Below are 18584 nucleotides of genomic sequence, written 5' to 3'. Positions count from 1 at the left end.
CAGGCCAATTACTTCAATGACAGCCACTACACCCTTTCTCCCCAGCGCTCTCTTGCCTCAATTAGAGGCTCGTGGCGTTACCTGTATCCGAGGGAATCGTGAGTTGTTCACAGACCTGAGTTTGACCCTATCTGCTGGCGAATGTTTGCACATTCGCGGTGAAAATGGTGTGGGGAAAACGAGCCTGCTGCGTTTACTGACTGGCTTATCTACCCCTGAGTCTGGAGAAATTCTCTGGGCGGGCAAGCCAATTCAGGATGAGGCGCAGTCATACCGTCGCCAGCTACTATTTCTGGGTCATCGCGATGCGCTCAAAGAAGATCTCACATCGCTTGAAAATTTATTGATGTATGCGGCCATTGATGACCTTAAGCTGACAGAAAAAGATGCTCTTGCGGCCCTGTATCAATTTGGTTTGAGGGCTCGCGCAGATCTTCCGGTGAGTTGTTTATCAGCCGGACAGAAAAAGCGGGTCTTGATGGCACGAATGGTGTCTAGGAAGGCCGACATCTGGATTTTGGATGAGCCATTCAATACGTTGGATATTGCTGCCGTTCAAGAACTGCAGCAGTTAATTGCGGGGCACCTCAAAAATAATGGGCTAGTCGTTTTTACTAGTCATCAGCATATAGAGATACCTGGTTTACGGGTGCTGGATTTATGAATGCTTTGATTGCCATTATTCGGCGTGACCTTCTTTTAGTAATGCGTCGTAAAAGTGAGGCGTTAACAGCACTTTTTTTCTTTGTCATTGTGACAAGCCTATTTCCATTAGGTATTGGTGCCGATGCCGTGCTGCTGAAAAAAATTGCACCAGGTGTAATTTGGGTTGCAGCCTTACTTTCGACCTTATTAGGGCTTCAGAGAATGTTTGCGGCGGATTACGCTGATGGGACTCTAGAGCAATTGGTCTTATCACCCAATGCTTTCTCCGGCCTCGTGTTTGGGAAGATTTTTGCCCATTGGCTTGTGGCTGGTTTACCCCTGGTCTTGCTCGCCCCCCTCATTGGTATCCAGTTTGGTCTGGATTTCGACTCTATCAAGGTATTAATGGCGGCCCTCCTCTTGGGTACACCTGTTTTATCATTGGTGGGCTCTATTGGCGCTGCATTAACTTTGGGGGTAAGGGGTGGAAGTGTGTTGATGAGTCTTATTATTCTGCCGCTCTATATTCCTGTATTAATTTTTGGTGCTGGTGCGGTCTACTCCAACAGTGCAGGAATGGATATTTCAGGATATTTCTCGCTACTGGGCGCCTTATTGATTTTGGCGCTGGCGTTTGTGCCTTGGGTTAGCGCTAATGCTGTAAAAATTGCGATTGAATAATGAATGCAAATAATGTGCGTACAAAACAGATGATTAGTTGGTTTAAATTCTCCAGTCCAAGTACCTTCTATCCGTTGGCCGGAAAACTAATTCCTGTGTTTTGGGTACTCACAATTATTTTTGGCGTCGCAGGTTTGTGGATTAGTTTTTTTGTTGCTCCAGTTGATGCGGTGCAGGGTCAAGGCTATCGCATTATTTTTATTCATGTACCGGTTTCCTGGATGTCTATGGTGATCTATCTAGCGATGGCTGCGTGGGCTGGTTTAGGTTTAATTTTTAATACCCGTTTATCCGCAATGATGGCGCAGGCACTTGCACCGATTGGCGCTTGGATGACTTTTCTTTCTTTATGGACTGGCGCATTCTGGGGCAAGCCAATGTGGGGGGCCTGGTGGGTATGGGATGCCCGCTTAACTTCGGAGTTAATTCTTTTATTCTTATATCTAGGCTTTATTGCCTTGCAGGCCTCTATTGACAATGTTCGTCGCGCAGATAAGGCTGGAGCTATTTTGGCCTTGGTTGGAGTGGTAAATATCCCCATTATTTACTTTTCAGTGAAGTGGTGGAATACCTTGCATCAAGGTGCATCGGTGTCTTTAACTAAAGCGCCGGCGATGGCCCAAACCATGCTGTGGGGAATGCTCTTAATGGCTTTGTGTCTTTGGATGTACTCAATTGCAGTAGGGTTAATGCGTGTACGCGCCATCATTTTGGAGCGTGAGGCTCATACTGCTTGGGTAAAACAACTAAACGGGGTAGTGCGTTGATGTGGAATAGTTCATCTGAGTTCTTCGCAATGGGGGGTTATGCCCTTTATGTATGGTCAAGCTTTGGTGTGAGCGCCCTGGTTTTTTTGATTGAGCCCTTGACTGTTCATGCGCGTCATCAAGCGGTTGTGAGAAGGCTTCAACGTGAAGCGTTGGCTGAGCAATTGGATTTAGAGGGTGCAAAGTGAGTCTGACATTAAAGCCAAGACATAAGCGTTTTGCCATCATTATTGGCGGGCTAATTGCCGTTGTATTGGCAGCAGTTTTGATTCTAAATGCGCTCAATAGCAATATTGCTCTTTTTGTTACCCCAAGCGAGGTAGCCGCAGGCAAAGCGCCCCAAGGACAAGCTTTTCGGATTGGCGGAATGGTGAAGGAGCAGTCAGTAAAACGCGACGGCTTGACTGTTCATTTTGTGATTACCGATATGGTTAAGGATATACCGGTTGCTTACACCGGTATTCTGCCTGACTTATTTAAAGAAGGTAAGGGTGCCGTGGCTCAAGGACGATTGGATGCCAATGGGCAATTTGTTGCTAGCGAGGTACTTGCTAAGCATGATGAGAACTATATGCCTCCTGAGGCAAAGCATGCGCTTGAGCAAGCTCAAAAAAATGGAAGTAAACCATGATTACTGAGTTTGGTCACTACGCATTAATACTGGCTTTATGTGTTGCGATTATTCAAGGGGTACTACCTTTGGTAGGGGCGCACCAAGGTCGACGTGAGTGGTTAATGCTGGCTAGGCCAGCGGCACAAACCGTTTTTTTATTATTGGCAATTGCTTTCGTGACTCTGTCATGGAGTTTTTACGTGAATGATTTTTCTGTCCTGTACGTTGCAGAGCATTCAAATTCACAGCTACCTACGATGTATCGACTATCAGCAGTTTGGGGTGGTCACGAGGGCTCTTTATTGCTGTGGGTTTTCTTGCTATCGACTTGGACTATTTTGGTGGCACAACTCTCAAAATCCTTGGATGATTTTATGGTTGCGCGGGTCATTGGAGTTCTAGGCCTGGTTATCACCGGCCTACTGCTATTCATCATCACGACATCGAGCCCGTTCGAACGGCTTTTTCCTGCGGCGCAAGATGGGCGATCTTTAAATCCGCTCTTGCAAGATCCGGGCCTCATATTTCATCCACCTATGCTTTATATGGGTTATGTTGGATTTTCAGTTGCTTTCGCTTTTGCGATTGCCTCTTTGCTTTCTGGCAGGCTAGATGCTGCTTGGGCGCGTTGGTCGCGCCCCTGGACCACTGCGGCTTGGGTGTTTTTAACGCTAGGTATCGCGCTGGGATCATGGTGGGCTTATTACGAATTAGGTTGGGGTGGTTGGTGGTTTTGGGATCCCGTGGAAAATGCCTCCTTCATTCCTTGGTTAGTAGGTACGGCCCTTTTACATTCCCTTTCAGTCACCGAGAAGCGGGGTGGATTTAAGAGCTGGACCGTTTTGCTGGCCATCTGTGCTTTTTCACTGTCATTACTGGGAACATTTTTAGTGCGCTCTGGGGTCTTGACCTCAGTGCATGCTTTCGCAACTGACCCTAGACGGGGTGTATTTATTTTGATTTTTCTAGTGCTAGTGGTTGGGTCATCATTAGCGCTGTACGCATGGCGTGCCCCCAAAAGTACGCTGGGTGGCAAGTTCAGCCTCACTTCCCGAGAAACATTTATCTTGCTAGGGAACGTCTTCTTAGTAGTCTCTGCAGCATCTATTCTTCTGGGTACTTTATACCCCTTGTTGATTGATGCTTTGCACTTAGGCAAGATCTCTGTAGGCCCTCCCTACTTCAATAGTGTCTTTGTTCCCATCATGGTTCCTTTGCTGGTGTTAATGGGAATTGGCCCTTGGACGAGTTGGAAAAACTCGAATCTGTTGACCGTTATCAAGCGTTTATGGGTTGCCGCTTTAGTGGCAGTCATTGCAGCGGTATTGATTCCACTAATAATGGGCTCCTTTACCTGGCTCACTAGCTTGGGATTCTTATTGGCATTTTGGGTGATTGCATCTGGTGTGCTGCAATGGATTCGTCAAGCAAAAGTGGGTAAACCGACCCGCTCATTTATGGGAATGCAGCTTGCCCATCTAGGTATCGCTGTTTTTGTTATTGGTGTCACGATGGTGGGTGGGTACCAAGAAGAAAAAGATGTGAAGATGCACGCCGGAGAAACTGTGAGCGTAGGCGGTTATCAAATTCAGTTGCAAGGGGTTGCTGCTGTTCCAGGACCTAATTACAAAGCAATGCAAGGTACTTTTTTATTGATGCGCAATGGGCAGTTAGAGGCGACCTTATATCCTGAAAAACGAAGTTACTTTTCGTCTACGATGCCTATGACCGAGGCTGCAATTGATGCTGGTTTAACGCGTGATATTTACGTATCACTTGGTGAAGAGTTAGATGACAAGGCCTGGGCTGTGAGGGTGTACTACAAGCCTTTCATAGATTGGATTTGGGGCGGGTGTTTATTGATGGCTTTAGGCGGTATGTTGGCGATGTCCGATAAGCGCTATCGCATGAAATGGCGTAAGGCGTCTGTGTGAAAGCTAAATTTCTTATTCCTTTTGTGTTGTTTGTGATTTTGGTTGGATTTTTAGCGGTTGGTTTAAATCGTGATCCGCAAGAGGTACCCTCACCCTTAATTGGAAAATTAGCCCCTGCCTTCGAGGTACCTCAACTTGCGAACTCTAAAAATACCTTCTCTCCAGAAAGTATGAAGGGTCAAGTTTGGATATTGAATGTCTGGGCCTCTTGGTGTGTTGCTTGTCGCGAAGAGCATCCAGCATTGGTCGAGCTAGGCAAATTAAAGCTAGCACCCTTAATTGGTTTGAACTATAAAGATAAGCGAGATGATGCATTGGCTATGCTTGCTCGTCAGGGTGATCCCTATACGCTATCTGCGTTTGATGGCAACGGCCGTGTGGGTATCGACTATGGTGTCTATGGTGTTCCTGAAACTTACATTATCGATAAGGCAGGCATCATTCGTTTTAAGCAAATTGGGCCAGTAACCACACAAGTGCTCAATCAAAAAATCATCCCCTTATTGGCTGAGCTTAAATCGCGATGAAATCATTGTTTGTCTCAGCTATCTTTGTATTCATGGCTTTTTGCACCGTGAACCCTACATTGGCTACAGATGCTGTTCCGCTGGCGGATGATCCAGTCACTGAGCAGCGATTAATCTCAATTTCCGAGGAAATGCGTTGTTTAGTATGTCAAAACGAATCGCTTGCAGGATCACGCTCGGATTTAGCAAATGACTTACGCCGTGAGATTCGTATTCTGGTTAAAGAAGGCAAGACGGATGATCAGATACGAAGCTTCATGGTAGAGCGTTACGGTGATTTTGTGTTGTATCGCCCACCGGTTAAGCCTATTACTTGGTTGCTGTGGATAGGCCCTTTTGCCATTTTGCTGCTGGGTATTATGGGGCTTATTCTTTATTTGCGACGCAGAAATCAAAGCGTACCGAGCGCGACACTTTCTGCTGAAGAGAATCGCCGCATTGATGCGCTGCTTAAGAATGTAAAATCCAGCTCTTCTGAAAGTCCCCATGACTAGTTTTTTAATTGCTGCTTTTCTTTTATTGATTTTGGTTTTAGCGCTGCTTTTGCGTCCATTTTTCTTTTGGGGCCTAGAGCAGGGAACTTCGCGTCGGCAGATGAATGCTTCAATTTATCGTGAAGAATTGGATAAATTAGAGGCCGAGCGATTGGCTGGTGTTGTGGATGAGGTGATTTATGAGCAAACTCATGCTGAAATGCGCCAGCGTCTTTTTCAGGATACTGAAGTAGCTGATGATTTAGCGACAGTTCGGTCCCCTAAAAAAACCATCGTTGGTGTTTGTATTTTTGTAGCGCTACTTTCAATCGGCTTCTACTTTGTACTAGGCGAAGCTACTCGTGTTGCCGAGCAAAAGATTCAACAGCCGATGAATCAAGAGTCTGTTGAAAAGATGGTGAATGAGTTTGCTACGAAGCTAGAAAAAGAGCCGGACAATTTAAAGGGGTGGGCTATGTTAGCGCGCTCTTATCGTGTTTTGGGTCGCAATCAAGATGCCGTGAATGCTTATGCTCGTGCTGGTTCTTACATAGACTCCGACCCACAGTTATTGGCAGACTATGCAGATGCACTGGCAAGTAACGCCAATGGAAGCTTCGCTGGTAAGCCAATCCAGTTGATTAACAAAGCACTGGCACTCGACCCAAATAACTTGCTAGCCTTATGGCTCTCTGGAACGGCTGCTTTTGGTGCGCAAGACTACTCTGGCGCAATACAGTCTTGGGAGAAATTAGCCAAACAATTGCCGCCGACTTCTGATGAGGCGCGTGGTATTGCGGAGTCGATCGCAGAAGCCCGTTTAAAAGGCAGGCTTCCTCCTGCATCTACCCCCACTCCCGTTCCTATGGCAGGCCTTAAGGGTATCAGTGGAAGTATATCGATAGCCCCCGAATTGAAATCCCAGCTCAAATCAGGGGATGTTTTAATGGTGATTGCTCGTAAACCGGGTGAGCGTATGCCGGTTGCTGTTTTGAGGGCGCCCCTCACGACATTCCCGATGAATTACCTATTAGATGACGCTTTAGCAATGAGCCCGAATACGCTGATTTCTGCATTAGCAGAGGTAGTGGTCGAGGTACGTATTTCTAAAACCGGTATGGCGATGCCAGAAGCTGGGGATTTGATCTCTACAGCTAAAACCGTGAAGGTAGGCTCCTCTAATGTTCAGTTGGTAGTCGATCGAGTGCGCCCTTAATCAACCTCGACCTACAAAAGGCATTTTGCTGGCCATGATGGTCATTGAGAGAATATTGCTTTCCAGTGGTAATTGAGCCATATGGAGTACCGCTTGACCTACGTGATCTACATCCATTAGTGGCTCGGCTTGATTTGAGCCATCAGCCTGCAAAATACCGGCTGCCATCGGGATTGTCATCTCTGTGCCCGCATTGCCGATGTCTATTTGGCCGCAGGCAATATTAAATGCACGTCCATCCAGAGCAATAGATTTGGTTAAACCCGTAAGCGCATGTTTTGTGGCGGTGTAAGGGGCAGACATAGGACGAGGTGCATGTGCAGAAATAGAGCCATTGTTGATAATTCTGCCGCCTTGCGGGGATTGCGCCTTCATCATTCGAATTGCTTCTTGCGAACAAAGAAAGGCTCCGCATAAATTGGCGCTAACCACATTCATCCACTGCTCATAGTTTAACTCTTCCATTGGGATGGCGGGAGCCCCAACGCCGGCATTATTAAACAGCACATCAATACGCCCAAAGTAGTTTTGAATTTCCAAAAACAATAGTTTTACATCTTCTGGTTTTCCGACATCAGCGGGATGAATAAGGCAGTTTTTCTCTGTTCCGCCAATATCTTGCATTGCCTGCTCCAGGCGAGTGAGGTTTCTACCGGTGAGCACCACCTGAAAACCACCTTGTAAGAGTGCTTTTGCCGCTGCCTTACCAATACCCGTTCCAGCACCAGTAATCAGCGCGACTTTATTAAAAGGGCGTGTCATGATCTTCCTATACATGTTTCTAAAACGCCTATCTTATCGCGATTATTTTTATGCAAATTGATTATGGGGTTGATGAGTAGGTCAGGGGCATAATGGCAAAAAGAGAAGACTTCCGATGAATCTTATACGTAAAAATATTTACAACCCTGCGGTGATTGGGATAGCTACCTTGCTTTTAGGCGGGCTCCTTTTCGCCGTCCTTTGGATTTTGGTTCCTCCCCCACCTCGAGCAATTGAGTTGGCGACGGGTTTTCCAGAGGGTCTATATCAAGCGTTTGGCAAAAAACTCCAGCATCAACTTTCAGGCGAGGGAGTTTCACTGACGTTGAAAACAACAGGCGGGTCAAAGGATAATGTTGCCTTATTAGAGGATCCAAACTCAGGAGTAGATTTTGCAATAGTCCAGGGCGGCGTAGCTGATATCGCGAAGCACTCTAATCTCGTTTCTATTGCAGGCATTTTTTATGAGCCAATATGGGTCTGGTATCGAGAGTCAGCATTTAAAAAAGAAAGTGGTCGCTTCACTTTATTAAGTCAGCTGAAGGGAAAGCGCGTATCTATTGGCAGTGAGGGGAGTGGTACCTTGGCTTTAACGAGCGAGCTTATGAGGGTCAGCGGATTAAGTATCGATGATTTCTATGCTGAAAAATTAAGGCCAGATGAGGCGTTAACAAAGTTTAGTAATGGAGAATTAGACGTTGTTTTTTTAGTCAGCGCTGCTGAGGCACCACTGTTGAAAAAATTCTACCAAATTCCCGATATTCGTCTAATGGACTTTGAGCAGGCAGACGCCTATTTGCATCAGCTCCCTTACTTATCTAAGGTCAGGGTTCCTAGAGGGGTCCTGAGTATTGCTCAAGATATTCCAAGGCGAGATATCGAGGTATTGGCTGCAACTGCTACCTTAGTGGGCAGGGACAATGTGAGCCCAGCATTGGTGACCTTACTCTTGGGTGAGACTTATGATATTTTAAAGTCTTACGCCTATCTTCAAAGACCCGGAGACTTCCCCTCTGGGGTTGGTCTAGATTTTCCTGTCCATTCAGATGCTGAGATTTATCTCAAAGACGGACCGTCCTTTTTACATCGTCACTTACCATTTTGGACGGCAGTCTGGATTGGGCGCTTCGCAAAAATCGTGATTCCTCTATTGGTAATTTTAATTCCCTTGTTTACTTACATTCCTGCTATCAAAAATCTGTTTCTTCGGCTTAAGCTTTCCCGGGTGTATGAGGAATTAAAGGTGATTGATAAAAATGCCCTCAAACCGGAATTAAAGCAGCAGAATTACCGAGATTTAGAGGATATCGAGAGGAGGGTAGGTCAAATCCAAGTCTCTATGCTAGATGCTAAGGAGCTTTACGACCTAAAGGGGCATGTTGGTGATGTGCGGAACCGCCTTAATTTAAATCCTTAAGTAATGATTTAGTGGGTGATGCTCTAAAATGAAATAATGTCTTCTTTAAGTCTTTCGCCCCCCCTAACTCCTGTTGGAGAAATTGCCCGATCATTGCGAGGCGATGGCTATGCAATTGTGTCACCTGAGGAAGTTGCAAAGATTGCAGGGGTGTCACTGACTGATTTATTAAATTTGAACTCCTTTTGGGAGGGTTTGCCGCGTGATCCTTATTTAAAGGATGGCGGTAGATACCGTTTTCGCCGCCATGTTAGTTATGAGATTACGAATGACGCCCTTGCCATCGTTCCTCACCGCGCCCACTGGCAGTCGCTTAACTATAATGCCCTGCACGGGGGTATCGAGCGCTGGTTTGAGCCAACACAATCAGCGCTGATCAATAATCCAAGCTGGAAATCATTACTCATAGGTATTGCCCATATTTTAAGTGGGATCAAGCCAGTTAAAACCTGGTTTGTAGAGGCGCATCAATTTAGGATTGATACTACCGATGGAATTGGTCGGCCCACACCGGAGGGTGCACATCGCGATGGGGTAGATTTTGTTGCTGTCTTTTTGGTGGATAGAGTGAACGTCAAAGGTGGAGAGACTCGCATCTTTGAGGCTAATGGCTCTGTTGGTTTAAGGTTTACATTAGCGAAGCCTTGGTCTGTATTGCTCATGAATGATGAAAAAATGATTCATGAATCTACTCCTATACAGCCAATTGGAGCCCATGGTCATCGCGATACCTTGGTGCTTACCTTTCGATCTAATGGCTTTCAAGATTCTCCAAATCATAGTCAATAGTCAGCGTTGATAAAAAGCCTAATGCGTTTTAAGTCAAGTAATTACACCCCTTTTATGCTGATGGCGCAAACATGCGCTTTATTGGGTTTTGCTTGCTATGCCGTAGTGCTTACTACTCTGCAAGATGAATGGCGTCTTAGTAACTTGCAGTCAGGCTTGATTGCGAGCGCCTTTTTCTTTGGTTATATGTTGATGGTGCCGCTAGCTACCGCATTGACAGATCGGGTCGATGCAAAAAAGGTATATCTCATTGGTGGCATTTCTGCTGCTTGTGGATTGATGGGCATGGCTCTTTTGGCCCACGACTTTTGGACGGCACTATTTTTCATGGCTTTAAATGGTGCTGGATTAGCGGGTACATATATGCCGGGCCTGAAGATACTCTCCGATCGGATTAAAACAGGTGAGCTTACTCGGCATATTGCTTTTTACACGGCATTTTTTGGTATTGGCACCGGCTTTTCTTATTTGATTTCTGGGTGGATTTTAAATACGCTTGGTTGGCGATATGTATTTGGATTGATTTCTTTAGGTCCACTTACTGCGCTGTTGATTGTGTTGTTGTTCATTCCAGCACTAACTCATGAAAAATGGCAGGGTCCATTTCAGATTCGCTTGAGTGATATTTTTCCAATAGATAAGTGGCGCTTGGTTTTACAAGATAAAACTGCATCAGGTTTCATTTTTGGTTACACCGCGCATACGGTCGAGCTTTTCGCATCACGTAGCTGGATTGTGGCTTTTTTTGCATTCTGCGCTTTAGTTTCGGGCGACTCTTTTTTATTAACCGCTACAACTCTAGCCGGGGTAATTAATTTCTTTGGCGTGCCTGCGTCGATTATTGGCAACGAAATTGCTTTAAAAATTGGCCGTCAAAAATGGATTTGTATAGTGATGCTTACTAGCGCTTTATTTGGCGTTGCGTTAGCCGCATCAACTGGCCAGCCATGGTGGTTAATTGTGGCATTAGCAACAGGGCACTCTATTTTTATCATGGCCGATTCTGCTACCTTAACGGCAGGCTTAGTAACAAGTGCAAAAGAGAACATCAAAGGTGCAGCAATGGGCCTACATTCTTTAATGGGTTTCGGAGGGGGGCTATTCGGGCCTGCAATATTTGGTTTTGTACTTGACCTTACAGGTTCGCGTACCTCGCAGATATCTTGGGTGTGGGCCTATGTGGCTATTGTTATCTGGGGGGTACTTTTTGTGATCTATGAGCGTCGGAATGGCTGGGGGTCCAACGAGCATCGGATCGATCATTAACTTAGTGCGTAACGGCAGCAATACCTAATTGAAGCGTGGAGTAAAAATTTTCTTTTGGTAATCTTGTAAGTAAACCGCCACGCATTGCCATCTCAAAGGGCTGATAGGCGAGCTCACAAATAATTAACCGTATATTTTTATTTTTACAGACTTTTTCAAGCTCAAGAATTGCATCGATACCTGATGAATCAATATAGATGACGTTCTTGAAGTCTAAGATTAATATCTCAGCGGATAGATCTGCCTCTATTTTTTCTAATAACTTCACTGCTCCAAAAAAGATTGCGCCGTACAAGCGTAACGCAGTAACTTTCTCTTGATATAGCGCTGGGATCGGAAAGTCTGCTGGATTAGCGTTCTCATAGCGGGTTAGGCTTGATATTCTGTACATAAAGGTAATGAAAGCTAAGAGCAGTCCTACCTGAATGGCAACTGTGAGATCCATTGCAATGGTGAGAAAAAACACACTCAACATGATCATTCGGTAAGGTAGTCGAAATTGTTTTAAATCGATTAATTTTTTCCACTCACCCATATTCCAGGCAATAAAAATCAAGATTGCGGCTAGAGTAGCCAAGGGAATATCTCGAGCAAGTGGAGCGCCAAATAAAATAATAATGAGTAGAGTGATGGAATGTACGATCCCAGCAATAGGCGTATTGCCTCCACTCTGTATATTGGTGACTGTTCTTGCAATAGTTCCCGTTGCTGGCATACCGCCAAAGAAGGGAATTGTAAAATTAGCAATACCTTGAGCCATTAACTCTTGATTTGAGTCATGACGATCCTCAATTAAACTGTCGGCAACTCGTGCGCATAAAAGCGATTCTATGGCCCCAAGTAGGGCAAGGGTGACTGCAGGGATAATTAAAAACTGGGCTGTACTAAAGCTGATAGAGATCCATTGAAAGGTTGGTAAACCCGCTGGAATACCGCCATAACGACTACCAATCGTATCAATCGGTAAATTAAGAGAGCTTGTCAGAATAGTGGCTACAGTCATAGCAACCACTGTTCCAGGTAAATGGCGCAAGTAGCCTAAATGGTTTTGAAAAATCCGCCATGAAATCAATATCGCTAAACTGAAGAGGGATATCATCAAGGCGCTTTGATTAAACGTTTCAGCAGCAGAATATATGGCTTGAATAGATGCAAAGAATTCTGCAGGCATATTGTTTATCTTCAGACCAAAAAATTCTTTTATTTGGGATAAGCCAATTAAGACTGCAATACCATTTGTAAACCCAATAATGACCGCCACTGGAATAAAGCGAATTAATGTTCCGAGTCGAAATAGTCCCATCAGAAATAAAAATACGCCAGACATTGCGGTAGCCAATAGCATATTGGCAATACCATACTGTTCAACAATGCCATATAGGAGCACAATAAAAGCCCCAGCAGGCCCTCCAATCTGAACGCGGCTACCACCTAGCAGAGAGATAAGCCCGCCAGCAATAATTGCAGTAAAGATCCCTGCCTCTGGTTTTAGTCCGCTGGCGATTGCAAAAGCCATTGCTAGCGGCAGTGCAACTACACCAACTGTCAAGCCGGCTAAGAGGTCTTTTGTAAACAGAGAGCGGTTGTATTCCTTAAATGCATTCAATAACTTAGGGGAAAAGGGCTTCATTTATTGAGGTGTACTTAATTGACTCGACTACCTATCCAATAAGCAATCGCGGCCGATGAAGCGGTAACGCTGGCACCCCAAGCAATATCGATCAATGCCAGGCGGATTGGAAAGTCACGGATGACAGCCAAATTTGTGAGGTCGTAAGTCATATAACAAAAGAACCCAAATAGCGCGCCATACTGCAATGCGTAGATCCAGGACTGTTTTGATAGAGCCGGAAGAGTTACAAAGATAGTCACGCCAAGGGCGTAGAGGAGATAAAAACCGAGACCTGCTAGAAGTCTTGGCTCTGGGGCCATTAATGAGCCCATTTCAGCGCGATATAAATTCTTGGCAATACCAAGCAACCAAATCAAATCGATTACCAGTAGCGATATGAGAAAAGAAAAATACACCACGAAGTACTTGACCAATTCTGTCTCCTTTTTATCGCTTTACAGAAAAGCAATAAGGTTTATGATGAAACGAAGCAACTTCCTACAATTTAACAGGAGTCATTATGTTTAAGCACTTATTAGTACCGGTTGACGGTTCAGATGTGAGTAAAAAATCACTCAAAAAAGTAGCTGCGCTTGCTAAATCGGATAAAGCAGCAATTACTCTAACCTATGTTTCAGATCCTACGCCACCTATGGTTTACTCGGACAGCACGATGGGTTACGGTATTTCTCAGAAGGATCATCAAAAGGTGTGCGCCGCATTTGCCACGGATGTTTTCAAAAAATCGATTGCTTTATTGGGTGCGGGTATTAAGGTAAACACTGTACATATTTCTAATAGTGATTTATCTGAAGGTATTTTGGATGCCGCCAAGAAAGCTAAAGCAGACGTCATTGTGATGGCGTCACATAAGCGAACGGGCATTAAGGGTCTATTGCTGGGTAGCGAGGCACACCAGGTTATCGTGCACGCTAAGTTACCTGTATTGGTGCTAAGTTAGGTTGACTAAGCGCTTAAGATAAAGGGATCCTTGACGATCCCTTTTTTATTGCACTTTTTTTGGTTCATGTATGTTGCTTTAATTTTTGATGGGCGTACCGAGTAGTAATATTTCTCGGGTGAGTAGGCCGCTGTCGCTATCACGCATATTCCACAAATCTAATTGAGTTTTAGGACTATAAGGGTCTACATAGACCCCATCTTTTCTGAGCTCAAAATGGAGATGAGGGCCGGTGGATCGACCCGTTGACCCGACGTATCCAATCTCTAATCCGCGTCTCACCTCGTTACCAATGGCAAGTTCTGGGTTGTAGTTACTCAAATGGGCATAGTAAGTACGGTAATTGCCTGGATGCTCTAGGATGATGAGATTGCCAAATGCACCGCTGTAGCCCAGATGAACAACCTTACCGGTCGCGACACTAAAAATCGGGGTTCCTATTGGTGCGGAGTAGTCAATTCCCATATGAGCGCGATAACGCTGTTGGAGCGCCACTACAGGCGCCGTTCCATTTTTTGGCGCTGCCACCTTTTTACTGGATGCTCGCACGCTTCCAACACCGCGCGATATACGTCGATAACTTAAGGGGTTGGTCCAAAAAGTGCGCTCGATAGATTCTCCGCTGGCAGTATAGAAGCCTCCAGGGATGTCGCTGCGAGCGACCCAAAAAGCGCTAGAAAATATCTCCTGAGAAGAGGGGTCAATAATCTCGGCAGCCCAAATTTGTGCCCAGCGCTCTTTGTCTCCAAAGTCCACGATGAGGCGAACAATGCTTCTTGTATTTTCAAGAGCATTATTCTCTTCAGGGTATATTTGCTTGATGACGGAATTTAATTCCCACACAAGCTCAACTGGTAATTGATCGCCGACTTTTTTGGGATCATATAAAACATCATTTAGTGGAATTTGAATCTCTGTAAAGCGTTTAGATTCTTCCTTTAAGGAGTCTTGTTGAATTAGAAATCCACCTGCTACAGAGGGTGTAAATGTCCAAACTTCTGTTTTTGAATCCTGCAAGGGGCCATTCATGATGCTGAGCGATTCAAAGCGATCTCGAGCTCCTAAAGCAAGAGCATAGGGAATGCAGTTGCCGCGCATACGGTCGAAGAATCCTTTGGATTGAGTCTTGAAGAATTCATTAAAGGAGCGATCCACTACACCAATATTGGCGGGTAAATTACTCTCATTAAAGCTCCTTTGCATACATCCGCGTTGTATGCGGTAATCAAAGTTATCACCCTCTTCTCTACTATATTGACCATCTACCCGCTTAAACAGCTCGGGATTTAGACTCATACTTTTGGAGGATTTGTCGATGAAACTATCTTTGAATTTGATGCCACTCTGTACGGTTGATGCGGCTTTTTGCTTTACTTGGGGCGCTTTTCGTTTTTGGGTTGCCGGATTTGCTTGCTGTGCTTGAGCGCTAGATACAAGCACAGATTCGGACAGCATGATTAGTCCGACGAAAATCAGCCCAGTAACGTTGAGCGCTTTTATCAAAAAGGACATGAATTTCTAACTATTTTTTCCACACGCCAATTATCCAATATTGTGGATCTTTTTCTTGATATTTATGTTGTAACGCAGCAATTACTATTGTTTAGTTTAATCTCGAGTTAAAAAAGTTCTCGATACAATATTTTTATTACATACAGGAGATGTCATGCCCATTATTGAGTCAGTATCCGTAGCAGCAGTGGCTATTCCGTTAGATAAGGTCACATCTTTTTCTACTCGTACAGTTTCTGAGCGTCATTATTGTTTGGTAAAAGTGCGTGGTAAAGATGGTAATGAGGGCATCGGATTTTGCTATGTTGGTAGCGCAGGCGGTGATGTAGCTAAAGTTGCCGTTGAGCAACTATTAGCGCCCAAATTAATTGGCCAAAACAGTCATCGTAGTGAGGGCTTATGGATGGAAATGTATGACGAATCTATCTTGCAGGGCCGATCTGGGGTGGTGATGCGGGGTATTTCTATCTTAGATACGGCGCTATGGGACTTAAATGCCCGCGCCGCCAAATTACCACTGCATCAATACTTAGGCTCCGTGGTGGATGATCGTGTTCCTGCATATGCCAGTGGTGGCTACTATTTAGATGGGAAGACCCCGGCTAAGTTAGGTAAGGAGATGGAGACCTACGTAAATCAGGGCTTTAAAGCCGTCAAAATGAAAACAGGCCGCCTATCCCCAAGAGAGGAAGAAGCGCGCGTTAAAGCAGCTCGTAAGGCCGTAGGCGACGACGTATTACTCACGCTCGATGCCAATAATGCATGGCGTGATTTACCTACTGCCCTGGAATACATCCGTCGTTTCGAGCAATACAACCCTTATTGGATTGAGGAGCCATTTTCCCCGGATGCAATAGATCTTCACGCAGCCCTAGCCCGTCAAACCACTATTAACGTGGCTACTGGTGAGATGGAGGCAGGCCGTTGGCGCTTTAGAGAGCTTATTGACACTGGCGGTGCTGCTATTTTGCAGCCTGATGCAGCCGTATGTGGGGGCATTACCGAGTGGCGCCGTATCGCAGTCTATGCGGATGTAAAGGGGGTCACCGTCTGCCCACATTGGATGCATGATTTACATGCTCCTTTAGTAGCCGCTACTCCTAATGCCCGTTTTGTGGAATTTTTCTTAGATGACCAAGTGTTGAACTTCCGTAGATTAATTAATAAGCAACTCACTTTTAAAAATGGGGATCTTATCCTACATAAGACCCCTGGTTTAGGATTCGAGTTTGATGAAGCTGCGGTTAAAAAATATGCGGGTAAAGCTGCTTGGACAAAAGTGATGTGATCAATGTGCCAATAAAAAAATCCCGCCTCAATGTGCGGGATTTTTTTTGCACCAATCTACTTGGCGTCACAAATTAGGTCGATCGAGGATTCAGTTTAAAGTGAGTCATTGTCTGGGTGATGAGCACTAATCCAAAACCTACAAACCCGATTATGTCAGCCTCAGTTGAAGGATAGGCAAGCGCCACTCCAGCGGCCACCATGATTACGCGTTCGAAGATTTTCGTCTTCTCAATAAACCAACCCTGCAGGCCACCAGCTAAGCAGATGATGCCAACTACAGCCGTGAACGAGATCCAAGCAATCTCCAGCCAATTTGCCTGCTCAAGGGCGGCTGTTGAGCCCATCAACAAAAGGCTAACCCCGGACTTATCTAGAACAAACATGAACGGCACCAAGATAGCTGGTGCAACATATTTCCATGTCTGAAGGGTAGTTTTGTAGGGGTTCCCCTTGCAGATCGCTGCGGCAGCAAAGGGAGAGAGTGCTGTTGGAGGAGAAACCTCAGACAGTACTGCGTAGTAGAAAATAAACATGTGAGCAGCAAATGCCGGAACGCCCAAATTAATTAACGCTGGCGCAGCGATAACAGCGCAAATGATGTAAGACGCCGTTACCGGAACTGCGAGCCCGACCACCCAAACTACTAAGGCAGTGAAGATGGCAGTAAGCAACAACGAGCCGCCAGCATACTGAATGACGATAGAACTGAACTTCAAGCCTAGACCGGTGAGTGTGACAGTACCCACAATGAGGCCTGCACCAGCGCAGGTGGCTGCAATTGCGAGTACACCAGTAGAGCCTGATGCTAATGACTTAGTAAGGTTTGAGTTGTAGAGACCCGCAAGTATTGGCTCTTTACCCTTAAACCAGGCCCAAGGAATAATGGCAGTATCTTCACGCAGCATGCTAGAGAGGGCCGAAACCACTGTCGCCCAAAATACAGACATAACTGGTGAGAAGCCGAACAGCATAAAAACGACGATCGAAATGAGTGAAAAGAAATGAAACCAGTATTTTTTGGTCAGCTGCCAAGCAGTTTCAGCCGCATGAAATTGAATGCTCTTCATGCCATATTTGCGCACATCAATTTCTACCATGACAAATAAGCCAAGATAGAACAAGATAGTTGGAATGGTCGCCATCAGCAACACATCTAGGTAGGATATCTTTAAGAAATCAGCAATTAAGAATGCGGCTGCACCCAGTACTGGCGGGGAAATAATAGCGCCTAAGCCACCTGCAGCTAGCAAGCCACCCGCAGCATTTTTTTCGTAGCCTACTTTTTCTAGCATGGGTGCTGCTACAGAGCCAACAGTGACTGTAGTCGCCACTCCTGAACCAGAGGGGCCGCCGAGTAAGAACGAAGACATGACGATAGTTCTTCCTACGCCAGAGGATTTTCCACCCATAGCTGCAAAAGAGAAGTCGATGAAAAACTTACCAGCGCCAGTGAACTGTAAGAAGGCGCCGAAAATGGTGAAGAGAATAATGAGGGTGGCGGAGACATCCACCGCTGTTCCATAGATACCCTCAAGCGTCATAAACATGTAGCCTACTAGACGATCAATTTCATATCCCTTATGGGTCCAGGGTGCTGGCAAGTAATTGCCGAATACAGCATAGAGTAAGAAAAGGGCGGTTACGCCGACCAAAATCATGCCATTGGTTCTTCGCACGCTTTCTAAAATCAATGCAATTAAACCAACACCGATGATGACGTCAGTGGAGTTGGGTGCCGTATTTCTATCCATCAAATCATCGCCACCACTCAGAATGTAGTAAGCGATAAATACCGACCCAATTGCAAATACGATATCCCACCACATCAAACGATTTTTAAAACGGGCAGCTATCGGAAAGCTCAGAAATACTAAGAAAAGAACCAAGGCGACGTGAATGACGCGTAGCTGATGCGTTGGAACAATTGAGTAAGCAGCATAAAGATGGAATAGGGACATGCCAACCGCTACCAGAGTAATAAACTTTGCCAAAAGACCTTTGTAGTCGTTTGAGTCTCCCTCCTCTTGCTTGATGAAGGCATCTAATTTTTCTTGTGTTTCGTTATCAATCACGGATTGAGTCATGTCTCTACCTATTTTTTTGTATTTGTAAGTCTATT

19 protein-coding genes are annotated in these 18584 nt (G+C 45.3%); 14 read left to right on the top strand and 5 right to left on the bottom strand.

The window, feature by feature from the left end; genetic code table 11:
- The first annotated feature begins 16 nt into the window (after nt 1–16).
- Genes ccmA through ccmI form a run of 9 tightly spaced genes read left to right on the top strand, consistent with a single transcriptional unit; the run spans nt 17 to nt 6856 of the window.
- The gene (gene ccmA, locus B0G85_RS03480; RefSeq protein ID WP_100379022.1) at nt 17–664 is read left to right on the top strand and encodes a cytochrome c biogenesis heme-transporting ATPase CcmA; all 648 of its coding nucleotides are present in this window, start codon (nt 17–19) and stop codon (nt 662–664) included.
- Nucleotides 661–1326 (top strand): heme exporter protein CcmB, encoded by a 666-nt coding sequence (ccmB, locus tag B0G85_RS03475; RefSeq protein ID WP_100379021.1) that lies wholly within the window; start codon nt 661–663, stop codon nt 1324–1326. The genes ccmA and ccmB overlap by 4 nt, the downstream gene beginning before the upstream one ends.
- The gene (gene ccmC / locus B0G85_RS03470; RefSeq protein WP_439650394.1) at nt 1326–2093 is read left to right on the top strand and encodes a heme ABC transporter permease CcmC; all 768 of its coding nucleotides are present in this window, start codon (nt 1326–1328) and stop codon (nt 2091–2093) included. Before ccmB ends, ccmC begins: the two co-directional genes overlap by 1 nt.
- Nucleotides 2093–2281 carry a heme exporter protein CcmD gene (gene ccmD, locus B0G85_RS03465; RefSeq protein WP_100379020.1) on the top strand — a complete coding sequence of 63 codons (189 nt, stop codon included), beginning with the start codon at nt 2093–2095 and terminating at the stop codon, nt 2279–2281. The genes ccmC and ccmD overlap by 1 nt, the downstream gene beginning before the upstream one ends.
- A gap of 2 nt (nt 2282–2283) precedes the next feature.
- On the top strand, nt 2284–2724 hold the full coding sequence (gene ccmE / locus B0G85_RS03460; RefSeq protein ID WP_100379169.1) for a cytochrome c maturation protein CcmE: 441 nt from the start codon (nt 2284–2286) through the stop codon (nt 2722–2724).
- On the top strand, nt 2721–4640 hold the full coding sequence (locus tag B0G85_RS03455) for a heme lyase CcmF/NrfE family subunit (protein ID WP_100379019.1): 1920 nt from the start codon (nt 2721–2723) through the stop codon (nt 4638–4640). Before ccmE ends, B0G85_RS03455 begins: the two co-directional genes overlap by 4 nt.
- Nucleotides 4637–5167 (top strand): DsbE family thiol:disulfide interchange protein, encoded by a 531-nt coding sequence (locus B0G85_RS03450; protein WP_100379018.1) that lies wholly within the window; start codon nt 4637–4639, stop codon nt 5165–5167. The genes B0G85_RS03455 and B0G85_RS03450 overlap by 4 nt, the downstream gene beginning before the upstream one ends.
- Nucleotides 5164–5661, top strand: a complete 498-nt coding sequence (locus B0G85_RS03445) for a cytochrome c-type biogenesis protein (protein WP_100379017.1) — start codon at nt 5164–5166, stop codon at nt 5659–5661. Before B0G85_RS03450 ends, B0G85_RS03445 begins: the two co-directional genes overlap by 4 nt.
- Complete coding sequence (gene ccmI / locus B0G85_RS03440; protein WP_100379016.1) at nt 5654–6856, top strand: c-type cytochrome biogenesis protein CcmI; 1203 nt, start codon at nt 5654–5656, stop codon at nt 6854–6856. The genes B0G85_RS03445 and ccmI overlap by 8 nt, the downstream gene beginning before the upstream one ends.
- On the opposite strand, the gene B0G85_RS03435 is transcribed toward ccmI, so the two are convergent.
- Nucleotides 6857–7618 (bottom strand): SDR family oxidoreductase, encoded by a 762-nt coding sequence (locus B0G85_RS03435; RefSeq protein WP_100379015.1) that lies wholly within the window; start codon nt 7616–7618, stop codon nt 6857–6859. It lies immediately after the preceding gene.
- Nucleotides 7619–7733: 115 nt separating this feature from the next.
- Between B0G85_RS03435 and B0G85_RS03430 the strand changes: the two genes are divergently transcribed.
- The 3 genes from B0G85_RS03430 to B0G85_RS03420 are packed head-to-tail and all read left to right on the top strand — an operon-like array spanning nt 7734 to nt 11090.
- Nucleotides 7734–9035: a TAXI family TRAP transporter solute-binding subunit gene (locus B0G85_RS03430; RefSeq protein ID WP_100379014.1), complete on the top strand. Its 1302-nt coding sequence runs from the start codon at nt 7734–7736 to the stop codon at nt 9033–9035.
- 36 nt (nt 9036–9071) lie between these two features.
- Complete coding sequence (locus tag B0G85_RS03425) at nt 9072–9824, top strand: 2OG-Fe dioxygenase family protein (protein ID WP_100379013.1); 753 nt, start codon at nt 9072–9074, stop codon at nt 9822–9824.
- 54 nt (nt 9825–9878) lie between these two features.
- Nucleotides 9879–11090 carry an MFS transporter gene (locus B0G85_RS03420; protein ID WP_232725914.1) on the top strand — a complete coding sequence of 404 codons (1212 nt, stop codon included), beginning with the start codon at nt 9879–9881 and terminating at the stop codon, nt 11088–11090.
- 1 nt (nt 11091) lies between these two features.
- Here the strand turns inward: B0G85_RS03420 and B0G85_RS03415 are convergent, their stop codons facing one another.
- Together B0G85_RS03415 and B0G85_RS03410 are read right to left on the bottom strand one after the other, a co-directional pair.
- Nucleotides 11092–12720, bottom strand: a complete 1629-nt coding sequence (locus B0G85_RS03415; RefSeq protein WP_100379011.1) for a SulP family inorganic anion transporter — start codon at nt 12718–12720, stop codon at nt 11092–11094.
- A 14-nt stretch (nt 12721–12734) separates the two neighbouring features.
- Complete coding sequence (locus B0G85_RS03410) at nt 12735–13136, bottom strand: DUF2177 family protein (RefSeq protein WP_100379010.1); 402 nt, start codon at nt 13134–13136, stop codon at nt 12735–12737.
- A gap of 86 nt (nt 13137–13222) precedes the next feature.
- On the opposite strand from B0G85_RS03410, the gene B0G85_RS03405 reads away from it, so the two are divergent.
- Nucleotides 13223–13663, top strand: a complete 441-nt coding sequence (locus tag B0G85_RS03405; protein ID WP_100379009.1) for a universal stress protein — start codon at nt 13223–13225, stop codon at nt 13661–13663.
- 78 nt (nt 13664–13741) lie between these two features.
- On the opposite strand, the gene B0G85_RS03400 is transcribed toward B0G85_RS03405, so the two are convergent.
- The gene (locus B0G85_RS03400; protein WP_232725913.1) at nt 13742–15118 is read right to left on the bottom strand and encodes a M23 family metallopeptidase; all 1377 of its coding nucleotides are present in this window, start codon (nt 15116–15118) and stop codon (nt 13742–13744) included.
- A gap of 211 nt (nt 15119–15329) precedes the next feature.
- Here B0G85_RS03400 and B0G85_RS03395 point away from each other — a divergent pair, with 211 nt between their 5' ends.
- Nucleotides 15330–16463, top strand: coding sequence for a mandelate racemase/muconate lactonizing enzyme family protein (locus tag B0G85_RS03395; protein WP_100379007.1), 1134 nt, complete (start codon nt 15330–15332; stop codon nt 16461–16463).
- Between the two features lie 73 nt (nt 16464–16536).
- On the opposite strand, the gene B0G85_RS03390 is transcribed toward B0G85_RS03395, so the two are convergent.
- Complete coding sequence (locus B0G85_RS03390; protein ID WP_100379006.1) at nt 16537–18549, bottom strand: TRAP transporter permease; 2013 nt, start codon at nt 18547–18549, stop codon at nt 16537–16539.
- Nucleotides 18550–18584 lie beyond the last annotated feature (35 nt).

This window comes from Polynucleobacter brandtiae (assembly GCF_002797575.1).
GTDB lineage: Bacteria > Pseudomonadota > Gammaproteobacteria > Burkholderiales > Burkholderiaceae > Polynucleobacter > Polynucleobacter brandtiae.
Note: the sequence above shows the minus strand (reverse complement) of the source record. Positions and strands in the feature narration are given on the sequence as shown.

Excerpts from the sequence above, each read along its gene's own strand:
- ccmA (WP_100379022.1), top strand. The coding sequence starts at position 17 with ATGACAGCCACTACACCCTTTCTCCCCAGCGCTCTCTTGCCTCAATTA.
- ccmB (WP_100379021.1), top strand. The coding sequence starts at position 661 with ATGAATGCTTTGATTGCCATTATTCGGCGTGACCTTCTTTTAGTAATG.
- ccmC (WP_439650394.1), top strand. The coding sequence starts at position 1,326 with ATGAATGCAAATAATGTGCGTACAAAACAGATGATTAGTTGGTTTAAA.
- ccmD (WP_100379020.1), top strand. The coding sequence starts at position 2,093 with ATGTGGAATAGTTCATCTGAGTTCTTCGCAATGGGGGGTTATGCCCTT.
- B0G85_RS03455 (WP_100379019.1), top strand. The coding sequence starts at position 2,721 with ATGATTACTGAGTTTGGTCACTACGCATTAATACTGGCTTTATGTGTT.
- B0G85_RS03445 (WP_100379017.1), top strand. The coding sequence starts at position 5,164 with ATGAAATCATTGTTTGTCTCAGCTATCTTTGTATTCATGGCTTTTTGC.
- ccmI (WP_100379016.1), top strand. The coding sequence starts at position 5,654 with ATGACTAGTTTTTTAATTGCTGCTTTTCTTTTATTGATTTTGGTTTTA.
- B0G85_RS03435 (WP_100379015.1), bottom strand. The coding sequence starts at position 7,618 with ATGACACGCCCTTTTAATAAAGTCGCGCTGATTACTGGTGCTGGAACG.
- B0G85_RS03430 (WP_100379014.1), top strand. The coding sequence starts at position 7,734 with ATGAATCTTATACGTAAAAATATTTACAACCCTGCGGTGATTGGGATA.
- B0G85_RS03425 (WP_100379013.1), top strand. The coding sequence starts at position 9,072 with ATGTCTTCTTTAAGTCTTTCGCCCCCCCTAACTCCTGTTGGAGAAATT.
- B0G85_RS03420 (WP_232725914.1), top strand. The coding sequence starts at position 9,879 with ATGCTGATGGCGCAAACATGCGCTTTATTGGGTTTTGCTTGCTATGCC.
- B0G85_RS03415 (WP_100379011.1), bottom strand. The coding sequence starts at position 12,720 with ATGAAGCCCTTTTCCCCTAAGTTATTGAATGCATTTAAGGAATACAAC.
- B0G85_RS03405 (WP_100379009.1), top strand. The coding sequence starts at position 13,223 with ATGTTTAAGCACTTATTAGTACCGGTTGACGGTTCAGATGTGAGTAAA.
- B0G85_RS03400 (WP_232725913.1), bottom strand. The coding sequence starts at position 15,118 with ATGCTGTCCGAATCTGTGCTTGTATCTAGCGCTCAAGCACAGCAAGCA.
- B0G85_RS03395 (WP_100379007.1), top strand. The coding sequence starts at position 15,330 with ATGCCCATTATTGAGTCAGTATCCGTAGCAGCAGTGGCTATTCCGTTA.
- B0G85_RS03390 (WP_100379006.1), bottom strand. The coding sequence starts at position 18,549 with ATGACTCAATCCGTGATTGATAACGAAACACAAGAAAAATTAGATGCC.